Genomic DNA, 21,995 nt, shown 5'->3' with positions numbered 1-21,995 from the left:
CAGCGGAATCCTTTAATGCCAAAATTAAAGCGTTTAGAATGCAACTTAGAGGTGTAAGAAATAAAGAGTTCTTCCTGTTCAGATTAACTCAAGTTTATGCTTAGTCCCCAACTTTTGTACTTGATCCTGCTTCACTGCGCTCGCAATGACATTTCAAAAGGTATAAAAACAAAAAATCCCAAAACAAATGTTTCGGGATTTTTTTGTGGTACCTCCAGGAATCGAACCAGGGACACAAGGATTTTCAGTCCTTTGCTCTACCAACTGAGCTAAGGTACCTCGCAAAGCGGTTGCAAATATAAAATCATTTTTACTTTTCCCCAAAATAAATTGAGAAAAAATATCTCAAAAAATCTATTTTTTTGAATAGGTTTCGGTAACCTATTCAAGTTTAGTGTAATAAAAATTGAATATACCTAAAAATTGTTGGTTGTTTTGTAAATTTACCGATTTTTAGAATTAAAATGAACTTAATTATAGATGTAGGGAATTCGTTTGTAAAGCTGGCCGTTTTTCAGGGTGATACCTTAAAGTTCAAAAAGTCGGTTGAATTAGAGACGATATTAGACGAAATAAAGGAATTGAAACAAAACTTTCCTATTAAGCGTGCTATTGTGTCTTCCGTTGGTAAACTCAACGCTTATGATGCCGAGCAAATAGCCAAGCATTTCAGGGTGCTGGTTTTAAATTCAGAAACCAATTTGCCATTCACTAATCTGTATCAAACCCCAAAAACGTTGGGAGTAGACAGAATAGCTTTGGTGAGCGGGGCTGCAGGGCAATTTCCAAATGAAGATGTACTGATTATCGATGCAGGAACTTGCATTACCTACGATTTTATAAACTCAGAAAATGAATATTTGGGAGGCGCCATTTCGCCCGGTGTACGTATGCGCTACGAAGCTTTGAATAATTTAACGGCCAATTTACCGTTATTGGATACAGAGCAGCCAAAGCACATCATTGGCGGTTCTACACAGCAATCCATCCACTCTGGTGTGGTGCACGGTATTTTAAATGAAATAGATGGAGCGGTACAAGCATATCGCCTTAAATATCCAGATTTAACAGTTATTTTAACAGGAGGCGACACTAATTTTTTGTCTAAGCAATTAAAAAGTAGCATATTTGCCAATCCTAATTTTCTTTTAGAGGGATTAAACTATATTTTACAATTTAACTCGAACGAATGATTAAAAAACTTGTATTAGTTTTTGTTTTAGTATTTTCAATTTACAGTTACGGGCAAGAAGGTACGGCTTCACCTTATTCTTTTTATGGTATTGGTAACCTTAAATTTAAGGGAACTGTTGAAAACCGCAGTATGGGTGGATTGAGCATCTATACCGATAGTATTCACGTTAATTTACGAAATCCATCGTCTTACGCAGGCGATAATGTGGGCATCTATCCTTTTGGAGGGGAAACCCGCCCGGTTAAGTTTACCGTTGGAGGGTCATATTCTAGCCGCGATCTGAAAAGCGATTCGGGTACTGCCGAAGCGTCTTCTGCAACCTTCGATTATTTAGCTATGTCGGTGCCTTTGGGGAAATTCGGGTTCGGTTTTGGCTTGTTGCCCTACACTTCCGTAGGCTATAAATTGGAATCGTTGAATGATAATGAAGATATTCAAAACAGATTTCAGGGCGAGGGTGGTGTCAATAAAGTATTTTTAGGTTTAGGTTACCAGATTGCCAAAGGCGTAACGGCAGGTATCGACGTGCATTATAACTTCGGAAACATACAAAATAGTGTTTTAACCTATCAGTACGATAACGGTGTGCCCGTGCAATACCAATCCAGTGAGCGCAATCGATCAGACTTAAGTGGGCTTAACGTTAACTTGGGCATATCTTACAAGGCCATGCTAAAAGATGGTCTTGAATTGGTAACCAGTGCAACCTTTACGCCAGAAAGTAAATTAGTATCGAAGAACGAAAGGTCTATTTCTACGGTTCTGGTGTCTTCAGATGGGCAAGAGTCTGTGGTTAATATTGTTGAAACTGATTTGGAAGCCTTGGGGCTTGAGGAAACCGATTTGGTAATGCCATCTAAGTTGGCCTTTGGGGCCGGTATCGGAAAACCCAGAAAATGGTTTGTAGGTGCCGAAACGACTTTCCAAAAAACAAGCCGTTTTTCAAATGATTTATATTCAACTAGTTCAACAACATATGAGGATGCTTATTCGTTCTCATTGGGAGGGTTTTATATCCCCGATTACGGATCGTTCGATAGCTATTGGAAACGCATCGTTTACCGAGCCGGTTTAAGAAACGAGGAAACCGGATTGAACATCAATAATGAATCAATAAAGGAGTTTGGCATATCTTTTGGTATAGGATTACCAGTGGGAGACGCCAGATTACTGTCTAACGCCAATTTAGGGGTCGAATTCGGAAAAAGAGGAACAACAAATGGCAATTTAATACAAGAGAATTTTATTAATTTCCAATTAAGTTTATCTTTGAACGATCGATGGTTCCAAAAAAGAAAATATGATTAAAAGAACAAAATTATTACCATGAAAACTAAAATTACATTATTAGCACTTTTGTTTATTGGATTGAACTTGGGTTTTGCGCAGCAAGATGAAGAATGCATGACCAAGCTTTCCATTTTCCACGAATATACCAAAGCAAAAAATTATGATGCCGCTTACGAACCATGGATGGCCGTAAGAAACAAATGCCCTAAATTCAACAACGCCATTTATGTAGATGGCGAGAAAATATTGGAGCATAAAATTGATAATTCTACTGGAGCTGAAAAGGTTGGCTTTATTAACGACCTTTTAAAATTGTGGGAACAAAGAGCCGAGCATTTTGCGAGCAAAACCCCAAAAGGTGAATATGCGGCGAAAGCTTGCCAATTAATGTACGATAACCAAAAAGAGTTAGGTAAAACCAAAGAAGAACTTTATGAGTGTTTCGATAATGCCTATAAATTAGATAAAGAAACGTTTACAAACCCAAAAAGTATTTATACGTATTTCTCTTTAATGGTTGATTTGTACGATGCCGACAAAAAACCAGCAGCGGAATTGTTCAGCAAATACGATGATATTGTAGATAAAATTGAAGGTGAAGTAAAAAACTACTCTGAAAAGTTAAACAAACTTATTGAAAAAGATTCAACCGGTGCTTCCTATACAAGTAAAGAAAAAAACTATAAAAGATATTACGAAAACTATTTGAAAAATTATGATTTGATTTCAGGCAATGTTGACGCTAAATTAGGAACTCGGGCAAATTGTGAAAACTTAATACCTTTATACGAAAAGAGTTTTGAGGCCAACAAAGATAATGTGGCTTGGTTACAAGGTGCTATGAATCTAATGTACCAAAAAGAATGTACCGATGACCCCATGTTTGTTAAAATAGTTGAGCAAAAAAATTCGCTTGCTCCAGATGCAAGCACAGCATTTTATGTAGGATTACTTAAAGATAAAGAAGGGAAAACCAATGAAGCGATTGATTTCTTCGAGCAGGCTATTAGCTTAGAAACCGATAGTTTTAAAAAATCGAAATTATATTATAAAATAGCTACTAAACTAAAAGCTAAAGGTAGCTATGGTAAAGCCAGAAATTACTACCGCCAAGCTTTAAAGCTTAACCCATCAAATGGTCGTCCGTATTTAGCTATTGCAGCCATGTATGCAGCTAGTGCCAACAACTGTGGTGAAACAACATTCGATAAAAGAGCGGTTTATTGGTTAGCAGCTCAAGAAGCGAAAAAAGCATCAAGAGTAGACCCAACATTATCAAAGGCAGCAGCACAATCTGCAGCAAACTACGAAGCTAAAGCACCTTCAAAATCAGATGTGTTTAGTTCGGGTAGATCAGGTGAAACCATCAGCATTGGTTGTTGGATTGGGGCTTCTGTTAAGGTGCCAAGTATTTAATGAATACAAAAGTTTTAAATAACATATTAAGCATAGTCACAATATTTATTGTGGCTATGTTTTTTTCATGTAATAACAACTTAGATCGGGTTCAAAAATTGGGCATTTCGGAAAACGAACCCATTGGAGTAGATTATAACATGAATGTAAAATATACCGATTCGGGTAGGGTTACCGCCAACTTGATCAGCACCAAAATGTTGGATTATACCAACCGCGATTTCCCTTTTAGGGAATTTGTTGATGGTGCTACACTTTACGTTTACGACAAAGACAATAAAAAGAGTACCGTTGTAGCCGATCGAGCCGTTGTTTATGAAAAAACTGGCATAATTGATATGCGAAGCAACGTGGTGATCACCACACACGACAACAGTGTGTTAAAAACCGATCAGCTTTACTACGACCAAAAAAAAGAATGGCTGTTTACCAACTTTCCGGTAGAGTTTCAAACAGAACAAGACCTTATTAAAGGTAACGGCTTCGATTCCAATTCAAAATTCACAAACGCCGAAGTGCTTGAGGTAACGGGCATCATCACATTGGAAGAATAAACCTGTAATCTCCAATTTTTTGAAAATTGAGTTCCAAAAGGTATTTGGTTTCAATTTTATTTATCTTTATACCAAATTATTCAACTATGAAATGAGCCATAACAATTAAGTTGGTGCCAACCGAAATGTTTAATGGCGAATTACATCTGACCAATTAAAAACAAATAAAAATAAACAGATGAAAATTGCTAAGATTTTTCAATATGCCTATCTGGTTTTTGCCGTACTGTTCCTTTACGATGCCATTTCTAAATGGAACGATGGAACGCACGGTGCCTATGTGTCGTTAGCTTTAGCTGGATTGGCAGTGTTCATATTTTTCTTTAGAAGACGTTTTAGGAAAAAATATGAGAATAAAGGCGGTTCAAAATAAATGAGCATTTATGTCATCATAATTATAGTGTCGCTTATCCTGTCGGCCTTTTTTTCGGGGATGGAAATCGCTTATGTGTCTTCCAATAAGATCCACATCGAAATTGAAAAAAAACAGGATGGTTTGTTGGCCAAAGCATTGAGGAAACTTACCGCACGTCCGTCAAAATTCATAACAACCATGCTTATTGGAAACAACATAGCATTGGTGGTTTACGGATTTTTTATGGGCGATGTTTTGGTGAATTGGTTTCAGTCGATGTTGCCAACTAATAGTGGCTTTTTAAATTATTTGCTAACCGATTTAAGTCTGTTTTCGCAAACCGTGCTTTCCACGTTGGTGATTTTGATTACTGCCGAATTCCTGCCCAAAGTATTCTTTCAAATTTATGCCAATACACTAATTAAAGCACTGGCCATTCCGGCATACTTTTTTTATGTGATATTTACGTTGATTTCAGAATTTATCATTTGGATTTCAGATATTATTCTAAAAACCTTTTTCAAAACCGAAGGCGATCAAATTCAATTGGCATTTACAAAAGTGGAGCTGGGCAACTATATCAGCGAGCAAATGGAATCGGTGGAGGCACACGACGATGTGGATAGCGAGATCCAGATTTTTCAAAATGCGTTGGAGTTTTCAGAAGTAAAAGCCCGCGAGGTAATGATTCCCCGTACCGAAATTATTGCTGTGGAAATCAACGATACTGTAAAAAATCTCAACACGCTTTTTACCGAAACCGGACGCACCAAAATATTGGTTTACAAAGATACTATTGACGATATTTTGGGCTACGTGCATTCGTTCGAATTGTTCAAAAAAGCCCAAACCATCAAAGAAATGCTTACCCCAGTGGAGTTTGTTCCCGAAACGGTGCTTATAAAAGATGTGCTGAGCGTGCTCACCAAAAAGCGGCGCAGTATTGCTGTGGTTTTAGATGAATACGGTGGTACTTCGGGTATTATGACGGTCGAGGATATTATCGAGGAGCTGTTCGGCGAAATTGAAGACGAGCACGATTCCGACGATTCCATTGAAGAAAAACTGGATGACGATACCTATAATTTTTCCGCCAGATTGGAGGTTGATTACATCAACGAAGCTTACAAAGTTAACCTTCCAGAAAGTGAAAATTACGAAACTCTTGGCGGGTTGATTGTAAACTATACCGAAGAAATTCCCGCACAAAACGAGGTGGTGAAAATTGATAAGTTTCAGTTTACTATTTTGGCCGTTTCGAACACTAAAATAGATTTGGTGGAACTGAAAGTGCAGGACGACGATTAAAAAAGTGTCCCTGTTCCGTCTATCGCTTCTTTGTAAACTTCACAATAAATAAATATCCCTTTTATTATTAAATAGAAAATGGTATTTTCGCGCACGATATTTTTGTCGGTTATTGCATAATTGACACCAACTTAACAACAAATCCCAGCTTTGGGTAATTAAATTTAATTTACAAATGGCAGTTTTAAATAAGATAAGACAACGTTCACTATTCTTAATCCTAATCATAGCATTGGCGCTATTTTCTTTCGTATTGGCAGATTTGTTTAGAAACAGTGAAGCCCTTACATCGAAATCGCAAAACGTTGTGGCAACCATAAACGGAAAAGATATTACCCGCGAAGACTTTTTGCAAAAAGTAGAGGCCGCGCAACGTCAAGCTGGACCAAATGCAACCAACACGCAGGTAATGAACCGCGTTTGGGAGCAGGAAGTACGCCAGGCCGTTATGGAAACGCAATTTGAAGAGTTGGGTATTACGGTTGAAAAAGACCAAATCCGCGATTTATTGAAAACAGCCTTATCGTCAAGTCCTGAGTTTTTGAACGAAGCTGGAATGTTCGACGAAAATAAATTGAACGAATACATTGCCAATTTAAAGGAAACTAGTGCTGCCGGTTACCAAAGTTGGATCAACTACGAAAAGCAATTGTCTTTAAACGCTTTAAACCAAAACTACTTTAACATGGTTAAGGCTGGTTTAACAGGTACTTTGGCCGAAGGTGAGTTGGAGCACAAACTGGAAGGAAACAAAGTAGATATTAAATATGTTCAGGTGGCTTACAGTACGATTGCTGATAGCACGGTGCAGGTTTCAAAATCGGATATTTCAAACTATATTAACGATAACAAAAAGCAATTTGAAGTTGAGGAATCGAGAGATATCCGTTACGTAAAGTTCGAAGAAGTTGCTTCGGTTGAAGATGAAGCGGCGATTAAAGCGGAATTGGAAACGTATATTAACGGAAGGTTGGTTGATGAAAGAGGCAGAAAAGATACTATTGTAGCTTTTGCGCAAGTAAAAGACAATGAAGAATATATCAATGCGATTGCGTCTTCAGATATTAAGTTCGATGACCGTTTCGTATTCAAATCGAGCTTGCCAACCGAGTTTGCTGATGATATTTACAACCTTAACGAAGGTGAGGTGTATGGGCCATACAAACACGATGGATATTTTAAAGTATCAAAAGTGTTGGCCGTTAAGCAAATTCCAGATTCTGCTAAGGTGCGTCACATTTTAATTCCTTTCATTGGTGCGCAAAGTGCCCAGCCTGATGTAACGCAAACCGAAGTAGAAGCAAAAGCAACAGCTGATAGTTTATTGACCGTTTTAAAAAGCAACCGTTCTAAGTTTGAAGATTTTGTTACTGAGTTTTCTTCAGATCAAGGTAGTGTTAACAATGGAGGTCGTTACGATTGGCACCCATACAACACGATGGTTCCTGAATTTAATGATTTTGAATTCGAAGGAAAAACAGGCGATTTGGGCGTTGTAAAAACCATTTTCGGTTTCCATATTATTGAAATCGAAGGACAAAAAGATAAAAAGAAAGCCGTACAAGTAGGTACTATTGCCAGAACAATTGAGCCTTCTGAAACTACAAGCAACAAAGTGTTTAGAGATGCCTCAAACTTCGAGATTGAAGCAGGAAAAGGTGATTTCGAAGCTGTTGCCAAAGAAAAGAACTTTACCGTTCGTCCAGTAAACAGCATCAAGGCTTTAGATGAAAGCATGCCTGGTGTTGGTAACCAGCGTCCTATTGTGCGTTGGGCATTTAATGGAGATTCTGAAACAGGCGATATCAAGCGTTTCAATGTACCAGGCGGATATGTTATCGCACAATTGGTAGCCAAGCACGAGGCGGGGTTAATGTCGGTTGAAGATGCTACTGCACGTGTGTTGCCAATCATCAAAAAAGAGAAAAAAGCTGAAATTATTAGAGACCGTATTTCGGCGAGTACTTTAGAAGATTTAGCTGCCGCTGAAAAAACAACCGTAAGAACCGCTAATGGTGTGAATATGAAAAGCCCAACCATTTCGGGTGCTGGTCGTGAGCCATTGGTAGTTGGTGCTGCATTCGGATTGGAAGAAGGTGAAACCTCGAATTTAATTGATGGAGCAAATGGAGTTTATATGATTCAGGTAGTTAAGAAGACACCAGCTGTGGAATTGGATAATTACCAGGCAGCTGCCAACAGGGTTGAGATTCAAAAATCGAGCGCTGCAAACTCAAGAGTTTATAATGCATTAAAAGAAGCTGCCGATATTGAAGATAACCGTGTTAAAATTCAAATTCAGTAAAGGTAGTTTTAAATAATATTAGTATATCAACAAAAAGCTCCGCATCGCGGAGCTTTTTGTTTTTCATACGTGTTCATTGTCATTTCGAACGAAGAGAGAAATCACATTCCGTTTTAAATCAACTAGATTTAAAGTATATGAATGATTTTAATAGAAAAAGTTCAATCACAAAACCATTTCCGAGTAGGGAATAACCGTATCAAACCCTTTTTGTTTAAAATATTCGGTTGGATTGCTTTTTGAAGTCACCAAGACAAAATCGCCGCCCCAAGCACCAAGGCTTTTCACAGCGCCTTCAAAATCATTAAAAAGTAATCGCTTTACAGTAGTTTGATTGGTCATTTTACTGATAATATTCTCATGTGAGTAGAGCAGGACTTCAAAATCTTCAAGGTTTTCTACCGAAAGCATTTTTCTGGTGATGCTATTCAAATCTGTAATCAATGCGGTAGAATTCCCTTTATTGGCATGGTAGTGTTTTATGCCATCACGACTATTTTGTTTTTGATTTAAATAGACGAAGTACAATTGTTCCTTAAAAGTAGGACAGAAATTAACTTGTTCAACTCTGGGTTTTCCGTCTATAAGTTGATAGCTAATGGGGCTATTGTTTTGTGCACAGGCAATATCGTAGCCACTGCCACCAAAGGTGTTTTCTAAAAGTTGAAAAGGGTCTACACCCGCCCATTGAGCGAGATTATTGATTAAGGTAGAGGAAGTCCCCAAGCCCCAATGCCTCGGAAAATCTAGTGTCGTGGTGATTTTAAAACCGTTGGATGAATTTAAAAATTTTGGATTTAGCGTTTTGGCTGCGTTTAAAATTTGAAAGAGTCGTTTTGAAATGTCATCATTGAGACTGAGCGGCTTGTTGATTTCATCAATTTTGAACTCGTCCTCAAACCAAATCACACCTTTTTCGTCTAAACTTCGCCAAATGATTTTGTGTTCATTAATCAGTTCCACCCGTAGCGATTGCCCGAATTTAGTAGGCACGGCAAGCGATAGTGCTCCGTCGAGTACGACGTATTCTCCAGTGAGCAGTAGTTTGCCATTGCTATGAAATTTTTCCAACTCTTAACTCTTAATTCTTAACTTGTTTATCGCTTCGGTAACCGCGCTATGCGTTACTGTATTCTCCTTAAAATGTTCGGAGAGTGCCTTTTTTTCATTATCTGTTGCTTCAAACTGATTCAAAATATTCATCAAGTGCATTTTCATGTGCCCTTGCTGAATTCCGGTGGTAATCAACGAGCTCACCGCCGCAAAGTTTTGTGCCAATCCGGCAACGGCCACAATTTCCATCAATTCTTTGGCAGAAGGTTTGTGCAAAAGTTCCAAGGCTAATTTTACCAAAGGATGTAAACCGGTTAATCCACCAACGGTGCCCAATGCCAATGGAATTTCTATCCAAAAGCTAAACATGCCATTTTCTATTTTAGCATGACTTAAACTGCTGTATCTGCCATTTTTAGCGGCATAGGCATGCACGCCGGCTTCTACGGCTCTAAAATCGTTACCTGTGGCCAAAACAACCGCATCAATACCATTCATAATGCCTTTATTGTGTGTTACGGCGCGATAAGGTTCAACCTCGGCAATGTTAACGGCCTGCACAAATTTCTGGGCAAAAGCTTCCCCCGAAATGGAATGGTTTTGAGCTAATTCTTCCACTTTGCAGCTTACCTCGGCACGTACTAAACAGTCGGGCACGTAATTCGATAAAATGCTCATCACCACCTCAATATTTTTTTCTTCTTCGGAGAACAATTCGAAATTCAGGGCTTGTTCTTTCAGCGTTTTTGCAAACTGCTCCAAACACGAATTGATAAAATTCGCGCCCATCGCATTTAAGGTTTCAAACGACACGTGCAACTGGTAATAGTTGGGGATGTCGTTTGTTTTGTCGCGCAATTCAATATCCAAAATACCACCGCCACGCTTTGTCATATTTTTGGTAATGGCTTGGGTGTCTTCAAAAAACTGAGGTTTTATTTTAGTAAAAAACTGTTGGAGTTTATCAAAGGCACCAGAGTACATAAAATGCACCTGGCCAATTTTGGTGCTCGAAATCACTTTGGTTTTAAATCCACCGCGGTCTAACCAAAATTTTGCTGCTTTACTGGCCGCCGCTACTACAGAGCTTTCTTCGATAGCCATAGGGATGGTGTAAAGCTTATTGTTGATTAAAAAATTGGGCGCCACACCCAAGGGCAGGTAGTAGTTGGTTATGGTGTTTTCAATAAACTCATCGTGCAGTTGTTGCAATTTTTCGTTGCTGTTCCAATATTGTTTTAAAATACTTTTGGCATCATTGGCATTCGAAAAATAGGTGTTTACAATCCAATCGATTTTTTTCGATTTCGATAATTTTGAAAAGCCTGCAATGGGTTTGCTCATAATTTTTTAAATTAACTGTGCAAAGATACCACTCTTGTTATGAAAAAGGAAGTGTGTACTAAAATCCACGTTATTTAAGTGTTAATATTTGCGTTTTTTGAAGAATTTTTAGTAAAATTGACATCCTTTTATGAAAAAAATATTTTTTTTAATGAAACACCTAAAATTTTCATTTTACGTTTGCCTGTTTGTAACTTCAATATTGTCAGCGCAAACCAAAGAAATTACTCTTGAAGACATTTGGAAATACGGCACTTTTAGAACCCAATATTTGGATGCCCTGCATTCTATGGCCAACGGACGCCAATATTCGGTTTTAAATTTCGATAGGGAAACGCGCAGTACTTCTATCGATATTTACGATTACAAAACACTTAAAAAAGTGAAGACTTTGGTGACTTCGGCCAATCTTGACCAAATCCCATATTTTACCGATTATACCTTTAGCAAAGACGAGGAAAAAGTGATTTTGGCCACTAATGAAGAAGCTGTTTACCGAAGATCGGCATTGGGGAATTATTTTATTTATGATATCAAATCGGGCGATTTAACCCTAATAGATGAAGGTAAAATCCAGGAACCCACCTTTTCTCCCGACGGAACCAAAATGGCCTTTGTAAAGCAGAACAATATTTATGTTTTCGATTTAAACAATGGGGAATCCACACAAGTTACTTCCGACGGAAAAAAGAACGAAATCATCAACGGGATTACCGATTGGGTTTACGAGGAAGAATTTGCTTTTGTCCGCGCCTTCGATTGGAATGCCGATAGCAACAAAATAGCGTTCATCCGTTTTGATGAAACCGAAGTGCCCGAATTCTCAATGGATATTTATGGTTCGGAACTTTACCAAACCCAGCAAGTATTTAAATATCCCAAAGCGGGTGAGGCCAATTCAAAAGTGTCGCTTCATATTTACGATCTTGAAAGCGGAAATATAAACGATGTAAAAGTAGATAAAGCTTATACCGATTTTTATATCCCTAGAATCAAATGGACCAAAAAACCCAATGTATTGAGCGCCCAATACATGAATAGGCATCAAAACGAATTGGATCTTTGGCTTATTGATGCCAAAACGAATACCTCTAAATTAGTGCTAGCCGAAACCGATGACGCTTATGTGGATGTTACGGATAACCTTACTTTTTTAAAGGACAATAGTTTTATTTGGACTAGCGAAAAAGATGGATTCAATCACATTTACCATTACGATGAAAACGGAACGCTGATAAACCAAGTGACCAAAGGCCATTGGGAAGTGACGGATTACTACGGTTATGATGCCGATAACAATACGATTTTTTATCAATCCACCGAAAACGGTTCAATCAACAGAGATGTTTATTCCATAAAATTGAATGGAAGAAATAAGGAACGGCTCACCAAAAGTGAAGGCACGAACAGTGCAGCCTTTAGTGCCGATTTTTCATATTTCATCAATACGTTTTCCAGTGCTACAACGCCTCCCGAATATACTTTGAACAGCGCTTCATCCGGAAATGTTATAAAAAGCATCAAGGATAACGACGAACTTTCACAAAAGCTTTCAAATTATAAAACTTCCGAAAAGGAATTTAGCACCATCAACGTAAATGGCAACGACTTAAATATGTGGATGATAAAACCAGTCGATTTTGATGAGAATAAAGAGTATCCACTTTTAATGTATCAATATTCTGGGCCAGGTTCGCAAGAGGTGGCCAATCATTGGAACTCTGCAAACGATTATTGGCATCAATATTTAGCACAGCAAGGTTATATTGTGGCTTGTGTCGATGGCAGGGGTACTGGGTTTAAAGGAGCGGAATTTAAAAAAGTAACCCAAAAGGAGTTGGGCAAATATGAGGTTGAAGACCAAATTGCAGCAGCTAAAAAATTAGGCGATTTACCTTATGTCGATAAAAACAGAATGGGTATTTGGGGCTGGAGTTTCGGTGGGTTTATGAGTAGCAATGCTCTATTTAAAGGCAGCGATGTGTTTAAAATGGCGATTGCCGTGGCCCCCGTTAGTAGCTGGAGGTTTTACGATACTATTTATACTGAACGTTACATGACCACCCCTCAGGAAAACCCAACGGGATACGACGAGAATTCTCCCATAAACCATGTAAACAAACTAAAAGGCGATTTTCTTTTGGTACACGGATCGGCCGATGATAATGTACATTTGCAAAATACCATGCGTTTGGCAGAGGCGTTGATTCAGGCTGATAAGCAATTCGATTGGGCAGTGTACCCCGATAAAAACCACGGGATTTATGGCGGAAACACCAGACTTCATTTATATAAAAAAATGACCCATTTTATAAATGAAAACCTTGGGGATAAAATTAAAAAGGAAGAAGAGAAGGCGTTGGAACAAGTAAAGATTAAAGGATAAATAAAAATAAATTTATGGCGAATACGACTGGAATTAAACAGAAGGAATTATTTGGGCACCCAGTAGGGTTATATGTATTGTTTTTTACCGAAATGTGGGAACGTTTTTCCTATTACGGTATGCGAGCAATATTGGTGCTTTATTTGGTGGCTCAGGCCCAAGGAGAAAATCCGGGGTTGGGGTGGTCCAATGGTGAGGCACTTGCGCTTTATGGATGGTATACCATGCTGGTTTATGTAGCTTCGATTCCGGGCGGTTGGATTGCCGATAAGTTTTTGGGCCAAAAGAAATCTGTGCTTTACGGCGGCATTCTTTTGGTAGCTGGCCATACTATTTTAGCCATAGAGGAAATGTGGGCGTTTTATTCCGGTCTAGGTTTAATTATTGCCGGTGTGGGTATGTTAAAGCCCAATATTTCTACTATGGTGGGGGGCTTATATAAACAAGGCGATATTAGAAGAGATAAAGGTTTTACCATTTTTTACATAGGTATAAATGTTGGAGCTTTCTTATCGAGTTTAATAGTAGGTTACGTAGGCGAGGTGCATGGTTGGCATTACGGTTTTGGTTTGGCCGGAATAGGAATGGCTTTAGGTTTAATCCAATATCTTATTGGCCAGAAGCATTTAAAATATGTAGGTAACTTTACTGGGGATTCTGAAAATGAAGAAGAAAAAGCGGCAATGAAAAGACCGTTGACCAAAATTGAAAAAGACCGCGTCGTGGTTCTATTTATTTCGTTTTTACTGGTGATTGTTTTTTGGGGTTCGTTTGAGCAAGCTGGTGGATTGATGAATATTTATGCTAAGGAAAACACCAATAGAATGCTTATGGGCTGGGAGGTTCCCGCTACTTGGTTCCAATCTTTAAATGCTATGTTCATTATATTTTTGGGCACATCGGTGGCCGCATTTTGGGCAAGACGAAAACTAAAAGGAAAAATTTCTACCTCATTATTTAAAATGATTGTGGGGCTGATTATTATGGGAACAGGCTTCTTTTTTATGTCGGCAGCATCGGCACAGTTTGAAAGCACAGGCTCCTCTGCAATGTACTGGTTGGTATTGGCTTATTTATTCCATACTGTTGGCGAGCTTTGTATTTCTCCTGTGGCCTTGTCGTACATCACGAAGTTGGCTCCGTTAAAGTACGCTTCACTGATGATGGGGGTATATTTTGCCATGACTGGTTTTGGTAACAAATTGGCTGGTCTATTAGGTGAGGCTTCCGAAAGTTTGGGGGAGTTTGCCATCTTTACCGGAATAGCTATTTTTTGTGTGTCTTTCGGGGCGCTTGTTATGGTGTTTAGAAACAAGCTTGAAAAATTAACACACGGGGCCGAAGACAATGAAAGGGAAATGTTGGAGCAAGAACCTTATGAATTGGCCGATCCAGAAATAAACTAACTCTATCTATTATGACCGTTAATACCGATATTGAAAACCTGTTTAAAGACAAGGTTCTAGGACATCCTGCAGGTTTGTTTGTTTTATTTTTTACCGAAATGTGGGAACGTTTTTCGTTTTACGGAATGCGTGTGCTTTTAGTGAATTTTTTAACATTTACAGTGATAGGAGCCAATCCGGGCTGGGGGTGGTCCGCCGAAAATGCAGGAGCGCTTTTCGGGACTTATGCTATGCTTCTTTATATAACGCCCATAGTGGGCGGAATAATTGCCGATAAGTTAACAGGCTACCGATGGGCGGTGGTTATTGGGGCCTTGATTATGACTTTGGGACATGCTTCAATGGCTTTAGAAACCGAGGCATCACTTTACATTGGTTTAGGTTTGTTGGTAATTGGTACTGGCTTTTTCAAGCCCAATATAACCTCGATTATTTCAGAAATGTATAAAAACAACCCAGAAAAAAAAGATGGAGCCTATACCATTTTTTACATGGGGGTTAATGCCGGTGCATTTTTCGGAATGATGTTATGCGGTTACCTAGCAGAAAAAGTTGGGTGGTCTTATGGGTTTGGCCTAGCAGGAATTTTTATGTTGTTAGGAACGCTTCAGTTTTGGTTTGGAGGGAAGTTGTTTGGCACAATAGGGGCTAAGCCTTCAAAAGTTCATTTAATTGAGGATGTACAAGATGCCAATAATGCCGTTTCTAAAATCAAAGAGGAAGCTCATGGCGAGAAAACAAATCCATTTACTTTAGTTGATAAGGTTTTAATAATAGTTTGTTCTGTAATTGGTTTGGGGTATGCCATAAACGATCCCATGTCTAAAATTGCAGGAATAGACATATTTTCCGCTTTGCAGACTGCGAATTTAGAAGGACAATATGTGGCGGTGTTGTTTGCTTTGGCTGTATTCTTATTTCTTGTAATAGGTAGGATATTGCGCTATACGGCGGTTGTAAGGGATAGAATGATAGCCTTTATTATTTTTGCTTTTTTTACAGTGTTTTTCTGGTTGTCTTTTGAGCAAGGTGCTTCTTCGTTGGTTTTGTTTGCAAGAGATAATGTAGACAGGGTTTTGGAGGGTGATTCGGCTTTGGCTTTCAATATAATTAATGCCTTGCTAACGGTTATTCCGCTTATTATTATTACCTATGTGTTGTTTGTTTTGTGGCAAAAAACATTTAGTAAAATACCATTTTCAAACATTGTTTTAGTGTTGTGCTTTTTAGGTATGTGGGGATTGGTAATATGGATGCTAAGGCGTGAATTCACGGCCGAAGTTTCTGAAATTACCGTGTCGTGGTTTAGCATTTTAAATTCATTTTTTATCATTGTATTTGCATCCTTTTTCTCAAAATGGTGGGAAAGTAAATACAATCCTTCGGCCGCTACCAAGTATGCACTGGGCTTAGTTATTATGGCTATTGGTTTTGGTTTACTTGCATGGGGAGCTCTTGGAGTTTCAGGAACCATGAAAGTAAGTATGGTTTGGCTTATTTTAGCATATTTATTCCATACCCTTGGCGAACTTTGTTTGTCTCCCGTTGGGTTGTCGTATGTGAGTAAACTGGTGCCAGCACGAATGATTGCCCTTATGTTCGGGATGTGGTATTTGGCAATTGCGATTGGAAATAAGCTGGCTGCGGTTGTTGGCGGGCAAATTGAAAATATAACAAAAGAATACAGCTTGTCCACTTTCTTTTTATTTTTCACGGTTGTGCCAGCCTTGGCAGGATTGATTATTTTCTTCTTAAATCCATTGCTGAAAAAACTCATGCACGGGGTGCGTTAATCGGAAAATTAAGTTAAAAATAAATCAAAATGCTCCTACTTGGGGCATTTTTTGTAAGTTCGGAACAACTTTTGCAACCAACGAAACGATGAAAGGAGCCGTAACAAAATATTGAAAACAGATTAGATGGTTACTGGCAAATTTCATGAAATCAATTGAATAAAAATAAATTAACAAATGAAAAAGATTTTACTTTTAATTGTGGCGGCCGGCTTTATGAGTTTAAATGCCACAGCACAAAAAATAAATTGGGTGAGCTTTGATGAAGCTTTGGCGCTTCAAAAGAAAAACCCCAAAAAAATCATGGTCGATATGTACACCAACTGGTGTGGCCCCTGCAAAATGTTGGATAAAAACACCTTTCAGAATCCAGAGGTGGCCGACTATGTAAACGAACACTATTATGCCGTAAAATTTAACGCCGAAGGCAATGCGGTTGTAAATTATAAAGACAAGTCATTCACTAATCCCAACTACGATCAGGCGAAAGCCAATAGGCGAAATTCGGCGCATGAATTGGCCAGGTACTTTCAAATCAGTGCTTATCCCACCATCGTATTTTTAGATGAAAATGCCGATGTTATAGCTCCAATTCGCGGATACCAAACGCCACCAAAACTGGAACTTTATTTAAAAATGTTTAAAAAAGACGACCATAAAGACATAAAGTCGCAAGAGGATTTTAATGCGTACTACACGGCGTTCAAACCCGAATTTAAAGGCTAATAAAAATCAATATTTAATTATAAAAGCTCCGTTTTTACCCGTGTGGTGAAAGGGGAGCTTTATTTTTTTACAGACCTCTTCCCAGCGCTCGATATAGCTTTTATAATTGCTGCCATCGGCAATAATTTGTTTTGGTTTTAACGAATCAATCAATCGGTTCAGGTTTATTTTTGGCGATTGCCGAAGCAAAACATAATCGGGCTTAAAGCTTTTTATGTTGTAAATCCCCAAGCTGTCTACTACCAAAAGCGTTTTTCCGTTCAATACATAAACGGGGCGAATCGAATCCGTTTCAATCGTTTTAATAAAATTACCGACCGAGTAATCTGCAATGCTATTGATTTTCACCCCTGAAAGACTATCCAAATCTTCCGCTACAAAAATCTTATTGTTTGTAGTGTTCCCCAAAACGCTGAATCTGCTTTTGTGAAAAACGACGAGTTCGTTGGAAGGTTTGTTAAATGCCGTGTAAATAAAAACGGCTTGAACACAAACTATGCTCAGTAAAACATATTTTAAAAGGCTTGTGCTTCGTTTGAAAATGAATTTAAAAACGGCAATAGTCAAAATGTAAAAGGCCAAAAGGTGCCAAATACCAAAAGGAATGTTTTGGAACAAAAACGATTCCTGATGAGCCACCCAATCTACAACGGTGTTCATCAAACTGATGATCCACCCGAATAAATCAGCAAAGAACTGTGGTAGTATATTCAGCACCGCCAATATAATGAGGAGTATGCCGAGACCGAGAAGCATACCCAAAAATGGAACAATCATTAAGTTGGAAACAAAAAACAGCCCCGGAAATTGATGGAAATAATACAGGCTTATCGGAAGGATGCCAAACTGCGCCGAAATGGTTACGGTTAGGGTATGCCAATATATGTCGAGGATTTTGTTTTTGGGTTGCCAAAGCCGGTACAAATGCGGGTCGATGGAAACGAGGGCAAAAACGGCCAAATAGCTTAATTGAAACCCCACATCGAAAATAAAAAGAGGCTTAAAAAGCAAAATAACGAACATGGAAATCGCTAAGGTGTTGTAGGTGTTGGTTGGGCGTTTTAAGTTCATGGCAATCGCCAAAATACTGAACATGGTAACAGCACGGGTAACTGAGGCTGATAGCCCGGCAATTAATGCAAAACCCCAAAGTAGGGCGACGAGCAAAAGGGTTTTGGTCAATTTGCCATGTTTAAAACGTTCTAGAGGATTAAACGCCCAATTTAAAATCAATAGAATGATACCAACATGCAATCCAGAAACTGCCAAAATATGGATGACACCCGCGTTGGCATAACTGGTATACATCTCCTCGCTAATATCCTGTCTTTGCCCAAGTAAAAGGGCGTTAATGATTGCAATTTCGTCAGGTTCAAAAGCGAAAGGCTTTAGTTTTTTGTTAATGTGATTGCGAAAGTTATCGGCATAGCCCAAAAACGTTTGCGTTGTGGATTCAACCTTAAAAAGTTCTTCTTCCTTTAATGTTAATTGATGATAAATGTATTTTTTTTCGAGGTAGTTTTTATAGTTGAATTGATGTGGGTTTAATGGTTTGTAAATATCCTGAAACTCTGTTTTGGCTATAAAAACGGCATCGACCTTTAAAGTAGAAAAAAGTGAATCCTTTGGAATGCTTAATAAGCATTTTCCGGAAGTATTTTGGTCGTCAATCTTTAAAATATCGATAACGTATTTTTGGTAAAAACGGTTGGGTTTCAATACTTCCCGAATCCTAAAGGTGGAGGTGTTTACAATGCTGTTTTCCGCGGAAATATGATGGGTGTAATGGTTGCTGAAATGTTTTTGATGGTGCAGGCTGTTGGTTAAAACACCTACGGAAACCATGGTTAAAAACGCCAAAATTCCAAACCAAACGGTTTTAACAAACTGTTTTTGGGCGATGAAAAAAAAGGCAGCTAAAACCGCGAGTAAAACAGAAGTTATAACTATTGAAGTAAAAACAGAAGCCTCAAAATAATAACCGATAAGAATGCCTAAAATAAGGCAAGCGGTGAGTTTGATTATAGTGAAATTGAGGAGTTTCATTTCACCTAAGATAAAAAATATTTCTTACAAAACTCGGCGCGCTTCGTGAAAGGCATTAAGCCAATAACTTTCGTTCAATCTTGATATAATTACCCCTTTGCTGCTTGTGGAGTGTATAAATTCAATATCGTTGTTTCGTATGGCAACAATTAATCCTACGTGGTTAATGGAGTTTCGGCGATTTCCAGTTTTAAAAAAGAGCAAATCGCCGTGAAGGACATCTTTTAAGGCGACTTTTTCGCCACGTTTCGCCATATCTTTTGATGCGCGGGGCAAAATAATATCGTAGGTTTTAAACGATTCGTAAACCAGCCCCGAGCAATCCATTCCGGCTTCGGTGGTGCCACCCCATTTATAGCGTACGCCTTCAAATTGTTTAGCGAATGTTATAATGTAATCGGCAGTAGAATAACTGACTTTGGAAGCGGTAGCTTCAACCGAATTTTGGGTTCCGGTATTGAAAACAGTTGGTTCGTTCGTGCTTTTTTTGGTGATGATTTTTGTGCTTCCAACACTGCTGCTTGTGGTTCTTTTAGAAGATTTGCAACTGCTGAAGCCAACTATTAAAAGCATTAAAAGAGTGATTCGGGACACCAAGAATTTAAGTTTTTAAAGATTCGTAGATTAATTTTGCAGTTTTTCCACTGGCACCGCGACCACCCAATTTTTTTTCCAGGTCGAAGTAATCTAAAAAGATTCTCTTCCGGTTTTGGTCATCTAGAATCTTATCCAACTCAGATTTCAATTGCTTTGTGTTGAAATCGTTTTGAATAAGTTCGGTCACCACTTCGCGGTCCATTACCAAATTCACTAACGAAATAAACTTAAGGGTTATTATGCGCTTTGCGATTTGATACGAAATCGCACTGCCTTTGTAGCAAACTACTTGGGGTACTTTAAATAGGGCTGTTTCTAAAGTGGCCGTGCCTGAGGTCACCAAAGCCGCAGTGGAAATACTGAGCAGGTCGTACGTTTTATTGTCGATGAATTTAACATTAGTGGACTTTATAAATGTTTGATAAAAACTGAATTCTTGGCTGGGTGCGCCGGCAATAACAAATTGGTAATCGGAATATTGATCCACCAAACTAAGCATAACCGATAGCATTTTTGTGATTTCCTGTTTTCGGCTGCCAGGTAAAAGAGCAATTATGGGTTTGTCACCCAATTGGTGTTCTTTCCTAAACGCTTTTTCGCCTACCTGTTCGCGGTTGGCAATGGCATCGATTAAAGGATGGCCTACAAACGTAACGTCGTAATCATATTTCTTATAAAACGGTTTCACAAACGGCAGGATAACGTACATGGCATCGATGTCCCGTTTTATGGCTTTTACTCGGCTGGCACGCGAGGCCCAGACCTGCGGCGAAATATAGTAATTGGTTCTAAATCCTGCTGCCTTAGCCCACTTGGCAATACGGAGGTTGAAGCCCGAATTGTCAATAAAAACAATCACGTCGGGGTTGAAGTTTTCAATATCGCTTTTGCAAAAAGAAATGTCCTTAAATATTTTGTTGAGGTTGGTAATTACTTCAACAAAACCCATAAAAGCCCGCTCTTTGTAGTGTTTTACTAGAGTGCCGCCCACTTGAGCCATTAAATCGCCGCCCCAAAACCTGATATCGGCTTCAGGATCGAGCTTAATTAAAGCTTTCATAAGATTTGAGCCATGCAAATCGCCCGATGCTTCTCCTGCTACAATGTAGTATCTCATATGGCCTGGCGTTATTTTTTGTTTATTGAAACAATTTAAAAACAAAAGTAAAAACCGCAATAAATACAGTTATGAGCAATACGCCCCTGGCGCGATAATCCTTTCGTTTTTTTATAAAAATGAAAAAAGCGATGAGGTTTAAAACCGCCCCTAAACTAATCAGTTTTCCTAAAAAACCTTCCGCTGCAGCGGCTTTGATTACGGTGGTGAAATCGTCGCCTTTTCCTAAAAATGTGGCTGTTAAAAATAGACCGATGGCGTTGGCAACCAACCCTACAAACATGCCTATAAAAATATCTTTTTTCATTAAATTATTATATTATTTTAATTCCCAAGAGTTCAGCTCTTTGATAAAATGATGCGCCGTTAAATCGAACTGCGATGGCACCACCGAAATATAGCCGTTTTCGAGTGCCCATTCGTCGGTGTCCTCGCCACCATCCAAATTGACAAACTTTCCGGTGAGCCAATAATAATCTTTGCCCTGCGGCGTTTTTCGCTTGTCGAATTCTTCTACCCAATTGGCTTTAGCTTGCCTGCAAATTTTAATGCCTTTTATGTTTTCTTTTGGAACATTGGGGATGTTCACATTAAGCACCACACCGTTGGGCAAACCGTGTTTTAAAACCTGTTGAGCAATGGTTTTTACATAGGGTTTTGAAGCTTCAAAATTGGCGTTCCAACCGTAATCGAGCAGTGAAAATCCAATCGCGGGAATGCCTTCAATACCGGCTTCAATCGCCGCACTCATGGTACCTGAGTAAATCACGTTGATGGACGAGTTGGACCCATGATTAATGCCAGAAACACAAAGGTCTGGCTTGCGGCCCAAAATTTCCCTGATGGCTATTTTTACGCAATCGGCGGGTGTTCCGGAACAACTGTACTCTTTTTGTGGGCCATCGTCCAATCGGATTTCTTCTGCAAAAAGCGTTGAGTTTAAGGTAATAGCGTGGCCCATGCCGCTTTGGGCACTATCGGGAGCCACAACCACCACATCGCCAATGCTATTCATAATGCTAATTAACGTGCGAACACCCGGGGCGCTAATACCGTCATCGTTAGTTACTAAAATAAGCGGTTTTTTTGTCATGAATTATTTTC

Annotated in this window: 18 protein-coding genes, 1 tRNA gene and 1 pseudogene; 12 read left to right on the top strand and 8 right to left on the bottom strand. The window is 38.8% G+C overall.

Features of this window, described 5'->3' with window-relative positions:
• Window positions 1-104: pseudogene (locus HC176_RS20005) on the top strand (ISAon1 family transposase); the annotation flags it as partial.
• Between the two features lie 102 nt (window positions 105-206).
• Here the strand turns inward: HC176_RS20005 and HC176_RS12005 are convergent.
• Window positions 207-279 (bottom strand) — tRNA-Phe (locus tag HC176_RS12005).
• Window positions 280-464: 185 nt separating this feature from the next.
• Here HC176_RS12005 and HC176_RS12000 point away from each other — a divergent pair.
• The 7 genes from HC176_RS12000 (at window position 465) to HC176_RS11970 (ending at window position 8,423) form a co-directional block, all read left to right on the top strand.
• A complete protein-coding gene (locus HC176_RS12000; protein ID WP_167918611.1) occupies window positions 465-1,193 on the top strand; it encodes a type III pantothenate kinase in 729 nt (242 codons plus the stop codon).
• Entirely contained in the window at window positions 1,190-2,503 is a 1,314-nt protein-coding gene (bamG, locus tag HC176_RS11995; RefSeq protein WP_167918609.1) for a BamG family beta-barrel-assembly machinery protein, read from the top strand. The genes HC176_RS12000 and bamG overlap by 4 nt, the downstream gene beginning before the upstream one ends.
• Before the next feature lie 18 nt (window positions 2,504-2,521).
• Window positions 2,522-3,901, top strand: a complete 1,380-nt coding sequence (locus HC176_RS11990; RefSeq protein ID WP_167918607.1) for a tetratricopeptide repeat protein — start codon at window positions 2,522-2,524, stop codon at window positions 3,899-3,901.
• Window positions 3,901-4,455 (top strand): LPS export ABC transporter periplasmic protein LptC, encoded by a 555-nt coding sequence (gene lptC, locus HC176_RS11985; RefSeq protein WP_167918605.1) that lies wholly within the window; start codon window positions 3,901-3,903, stop codon window positions 4,453-4,455. Before HC176_RS11990 ends, lptC begins: the two co-directional genes overlap by 1 nt.
• Before the next feature lie 178 nt (window positions 4,456-4,633).
• A complete protein-coding gene (locus HC176_RS11980; protein ID WP_167918603.1) occupies window positions 4,634-4,828 on the top strand; it encodes a hypothetical protein in 195 nt (64 codons plus the stop codon).
• Complete coding sequence (locus tag HC176_RS11975; RefSeq protein WP_167918601.1) at window positions 4,829-6,118, top strand: hemolysin family protein; 1,290 nt, start codon at window positions 4,829-4,831, stop codon at window positions 6,116-6,118.
• A 175-nt stretch (window positions 6,119-6,293) separates the two neighbouring features.
• Entirely contained in the window at window positions 6,294-8,423 is a 2,130-nt protein-coding gene (locus HC176_RS11970) for a peptidylprolyl isomerase (protein WP_167918599.1), read from the top strand.
• A 165-nt stretch (window positions 8,424-8,588) separates the two neighbouring features.
• Here HC176_RS11970 and HC176_RS11965 read toward each other — a convergent pair whose 3' ends face one another.
• Both HC176_RS11965 and HC176_RS11960 read right to left on the bottom strand, forming a co-directional pair.
• Window positions 8,589-9,494 carry a GYDIA family GHMP kinase gene (locus tag HC176_RS11965; protein WP_167918597.1) on the bottom strand — a complete coding sequence of 302 codons (906 nt, stop codon included), beginning with the start codon at window positions 9,492-9,494 and terminating at the stop codon, window positions 8,589-8,591.
• Between the two features lie 3 nt (window positions 9,495-9,497).
• Window positions 9,498-10,820, bottom strand: coding sequence for a hydroxymethylglutaryl-CoA reductase, degradative (locus HC176_RS11960; RefSeq protein ID WP_167918595.1), 1,323 nt, complete (start codon window positions 10,818-10,820; stop codon window positions 9,498-9,500).
• A 151-nt stretch (window positions 10,821-10,971) separates the two neighbouring features.
• On the opposite strand from HC176_RS11960, the gene HC176_RS11955 reads away from it, so the two are divergent.
• From HC176_RS11955 to HC176_RS11940, 4 genes are all read left to right on the top strand, one after another.
• Window positions 10,972-13,206 carry a S9 family peptidase gene (locus HC176_RS11955; protein ID WP_167918593.1) on the top strand — a complete coding sequence of 745 codons (2,235 nt, stop codon included), beginning with the start codon at window positions 10,972-10,974 and terminating at the stop codon, window positions 13,204-13,206.
• 14 nt (window positions 13,207-13,220) lie between these two features.
• The gene (locus HC176_RS11950; RefSeq protein ID WP_167918591.1) at window positions 13,221-14,612 is read left to right on the top strand and encodes a peptide MFS transporter; all 1,392 of its coding nucleotides are present in this window, start codon (window positions 13,221-13,223) and stop codon (window positions 14,610-14,612) included.
• Between the two features lie 11 nt (window positions 14,613-14,623).
• On the top strand, window positions 14,624-16,405 hold the full coding sequence (locus tag HC176_RS11945) for a peptide MFS transporter (protein WP_167918589.1): 1,782 nt from the start codon (window positions 14,624-14,626) through the stop codon (window positions 16,403-16,405).
• Window positions 16,406-16,582: 177 nt separating this feature from the next.
• Window positions 16,583-17,131 (top strand): thioredoxin family protein, encoded by a 549-nt coding sequence (locus tag HC176_RS11940; RefSeq protein ID WP_167918588.1) that lies wholly within the window; start codon window positions 16,583-16,585, stop codon window positions 17,129-17,131.
• 6 nt (window positions 17,132-17,137) lie between these two features.
• On the opposite strand, the gene HC176_RS11935 is transcribed toward HC176_RS11940, so the two are convergent.
• The 5 genes from HC176_RS11935 to surE are packed head-to-tail and all read right to left on the bottom strand — an operon-like array spanning window position 17,138 to window position 21,984.
• Window positions 17,138-19,177: a ComEC/Rec2 family competence protein gene (locus HC176_RS11935; RefSeq protein WP_167918587.1), complete on the bottom strand. Its 2,040-nt coding sequence runs from the start codon at window positions 19,175-19,177 to the stop codon at window positions 17,138-17,140.
• 24 nt (window positions 19,178-19,201) lie between these two features.
• A complete protein-coding gene (locus tag HC176_RS11930) occupies window positions 19,202-19,750 on the bottom strand; it encodes a C40 family peptidase (RefSeq protein WP_209309704.1) in 549 nt (182 codons plus the stop codon).
• Window positions 19,751-19,778: 28 nt separating this feature from the next.
• Window positions 19,779-20,891, bottom strand: a complete 1,113-nt coding sequence (gene lpxB, locus HC176_RS11925) for a lipid-A-disaccharide synthase (protein WP_167918585.1) — start codon at window positions 20,889-20,891, stop codon at window positions 19,779-19,781.
• A gap of 22 nt (window positions 20,892-20,913) precedes the next feature.
• Window positions 20,914-21,198, bottom strand: a complete 285-nt coding sequence (locus HC176_RS11920) for a hypothetical protein (protein WP_167918584.1) — start codon at window positions 21,196-21,198, stop codon at window positions 20,914-20,916.
• Window positions 21,199-21,210: 12 nt separating this feature from the next.
• Window positions 21,211-21,984: a 5'/3'-nucleotidase SurE gene (gene surE, locus HC176_RS11915; protein ID WP_167918583.1), complete on the bottom strand. Its 774-nt coding sequence runs from the start codon at window positions 21,982-21,984 to the stop codon at window positions 21,211-21,213.
• Window positions 21,985-21,995: the final 11 nt, after the last annotated feature.

The sequence above is a fragment of the Tamlana crocina genome (assembly GCF_012037625.1).
The sequence above is the reverse complement of the archived record's forward strand: the minus strand, read 5'-3'. Positions and strand labels throughout refer to the sequence as shown.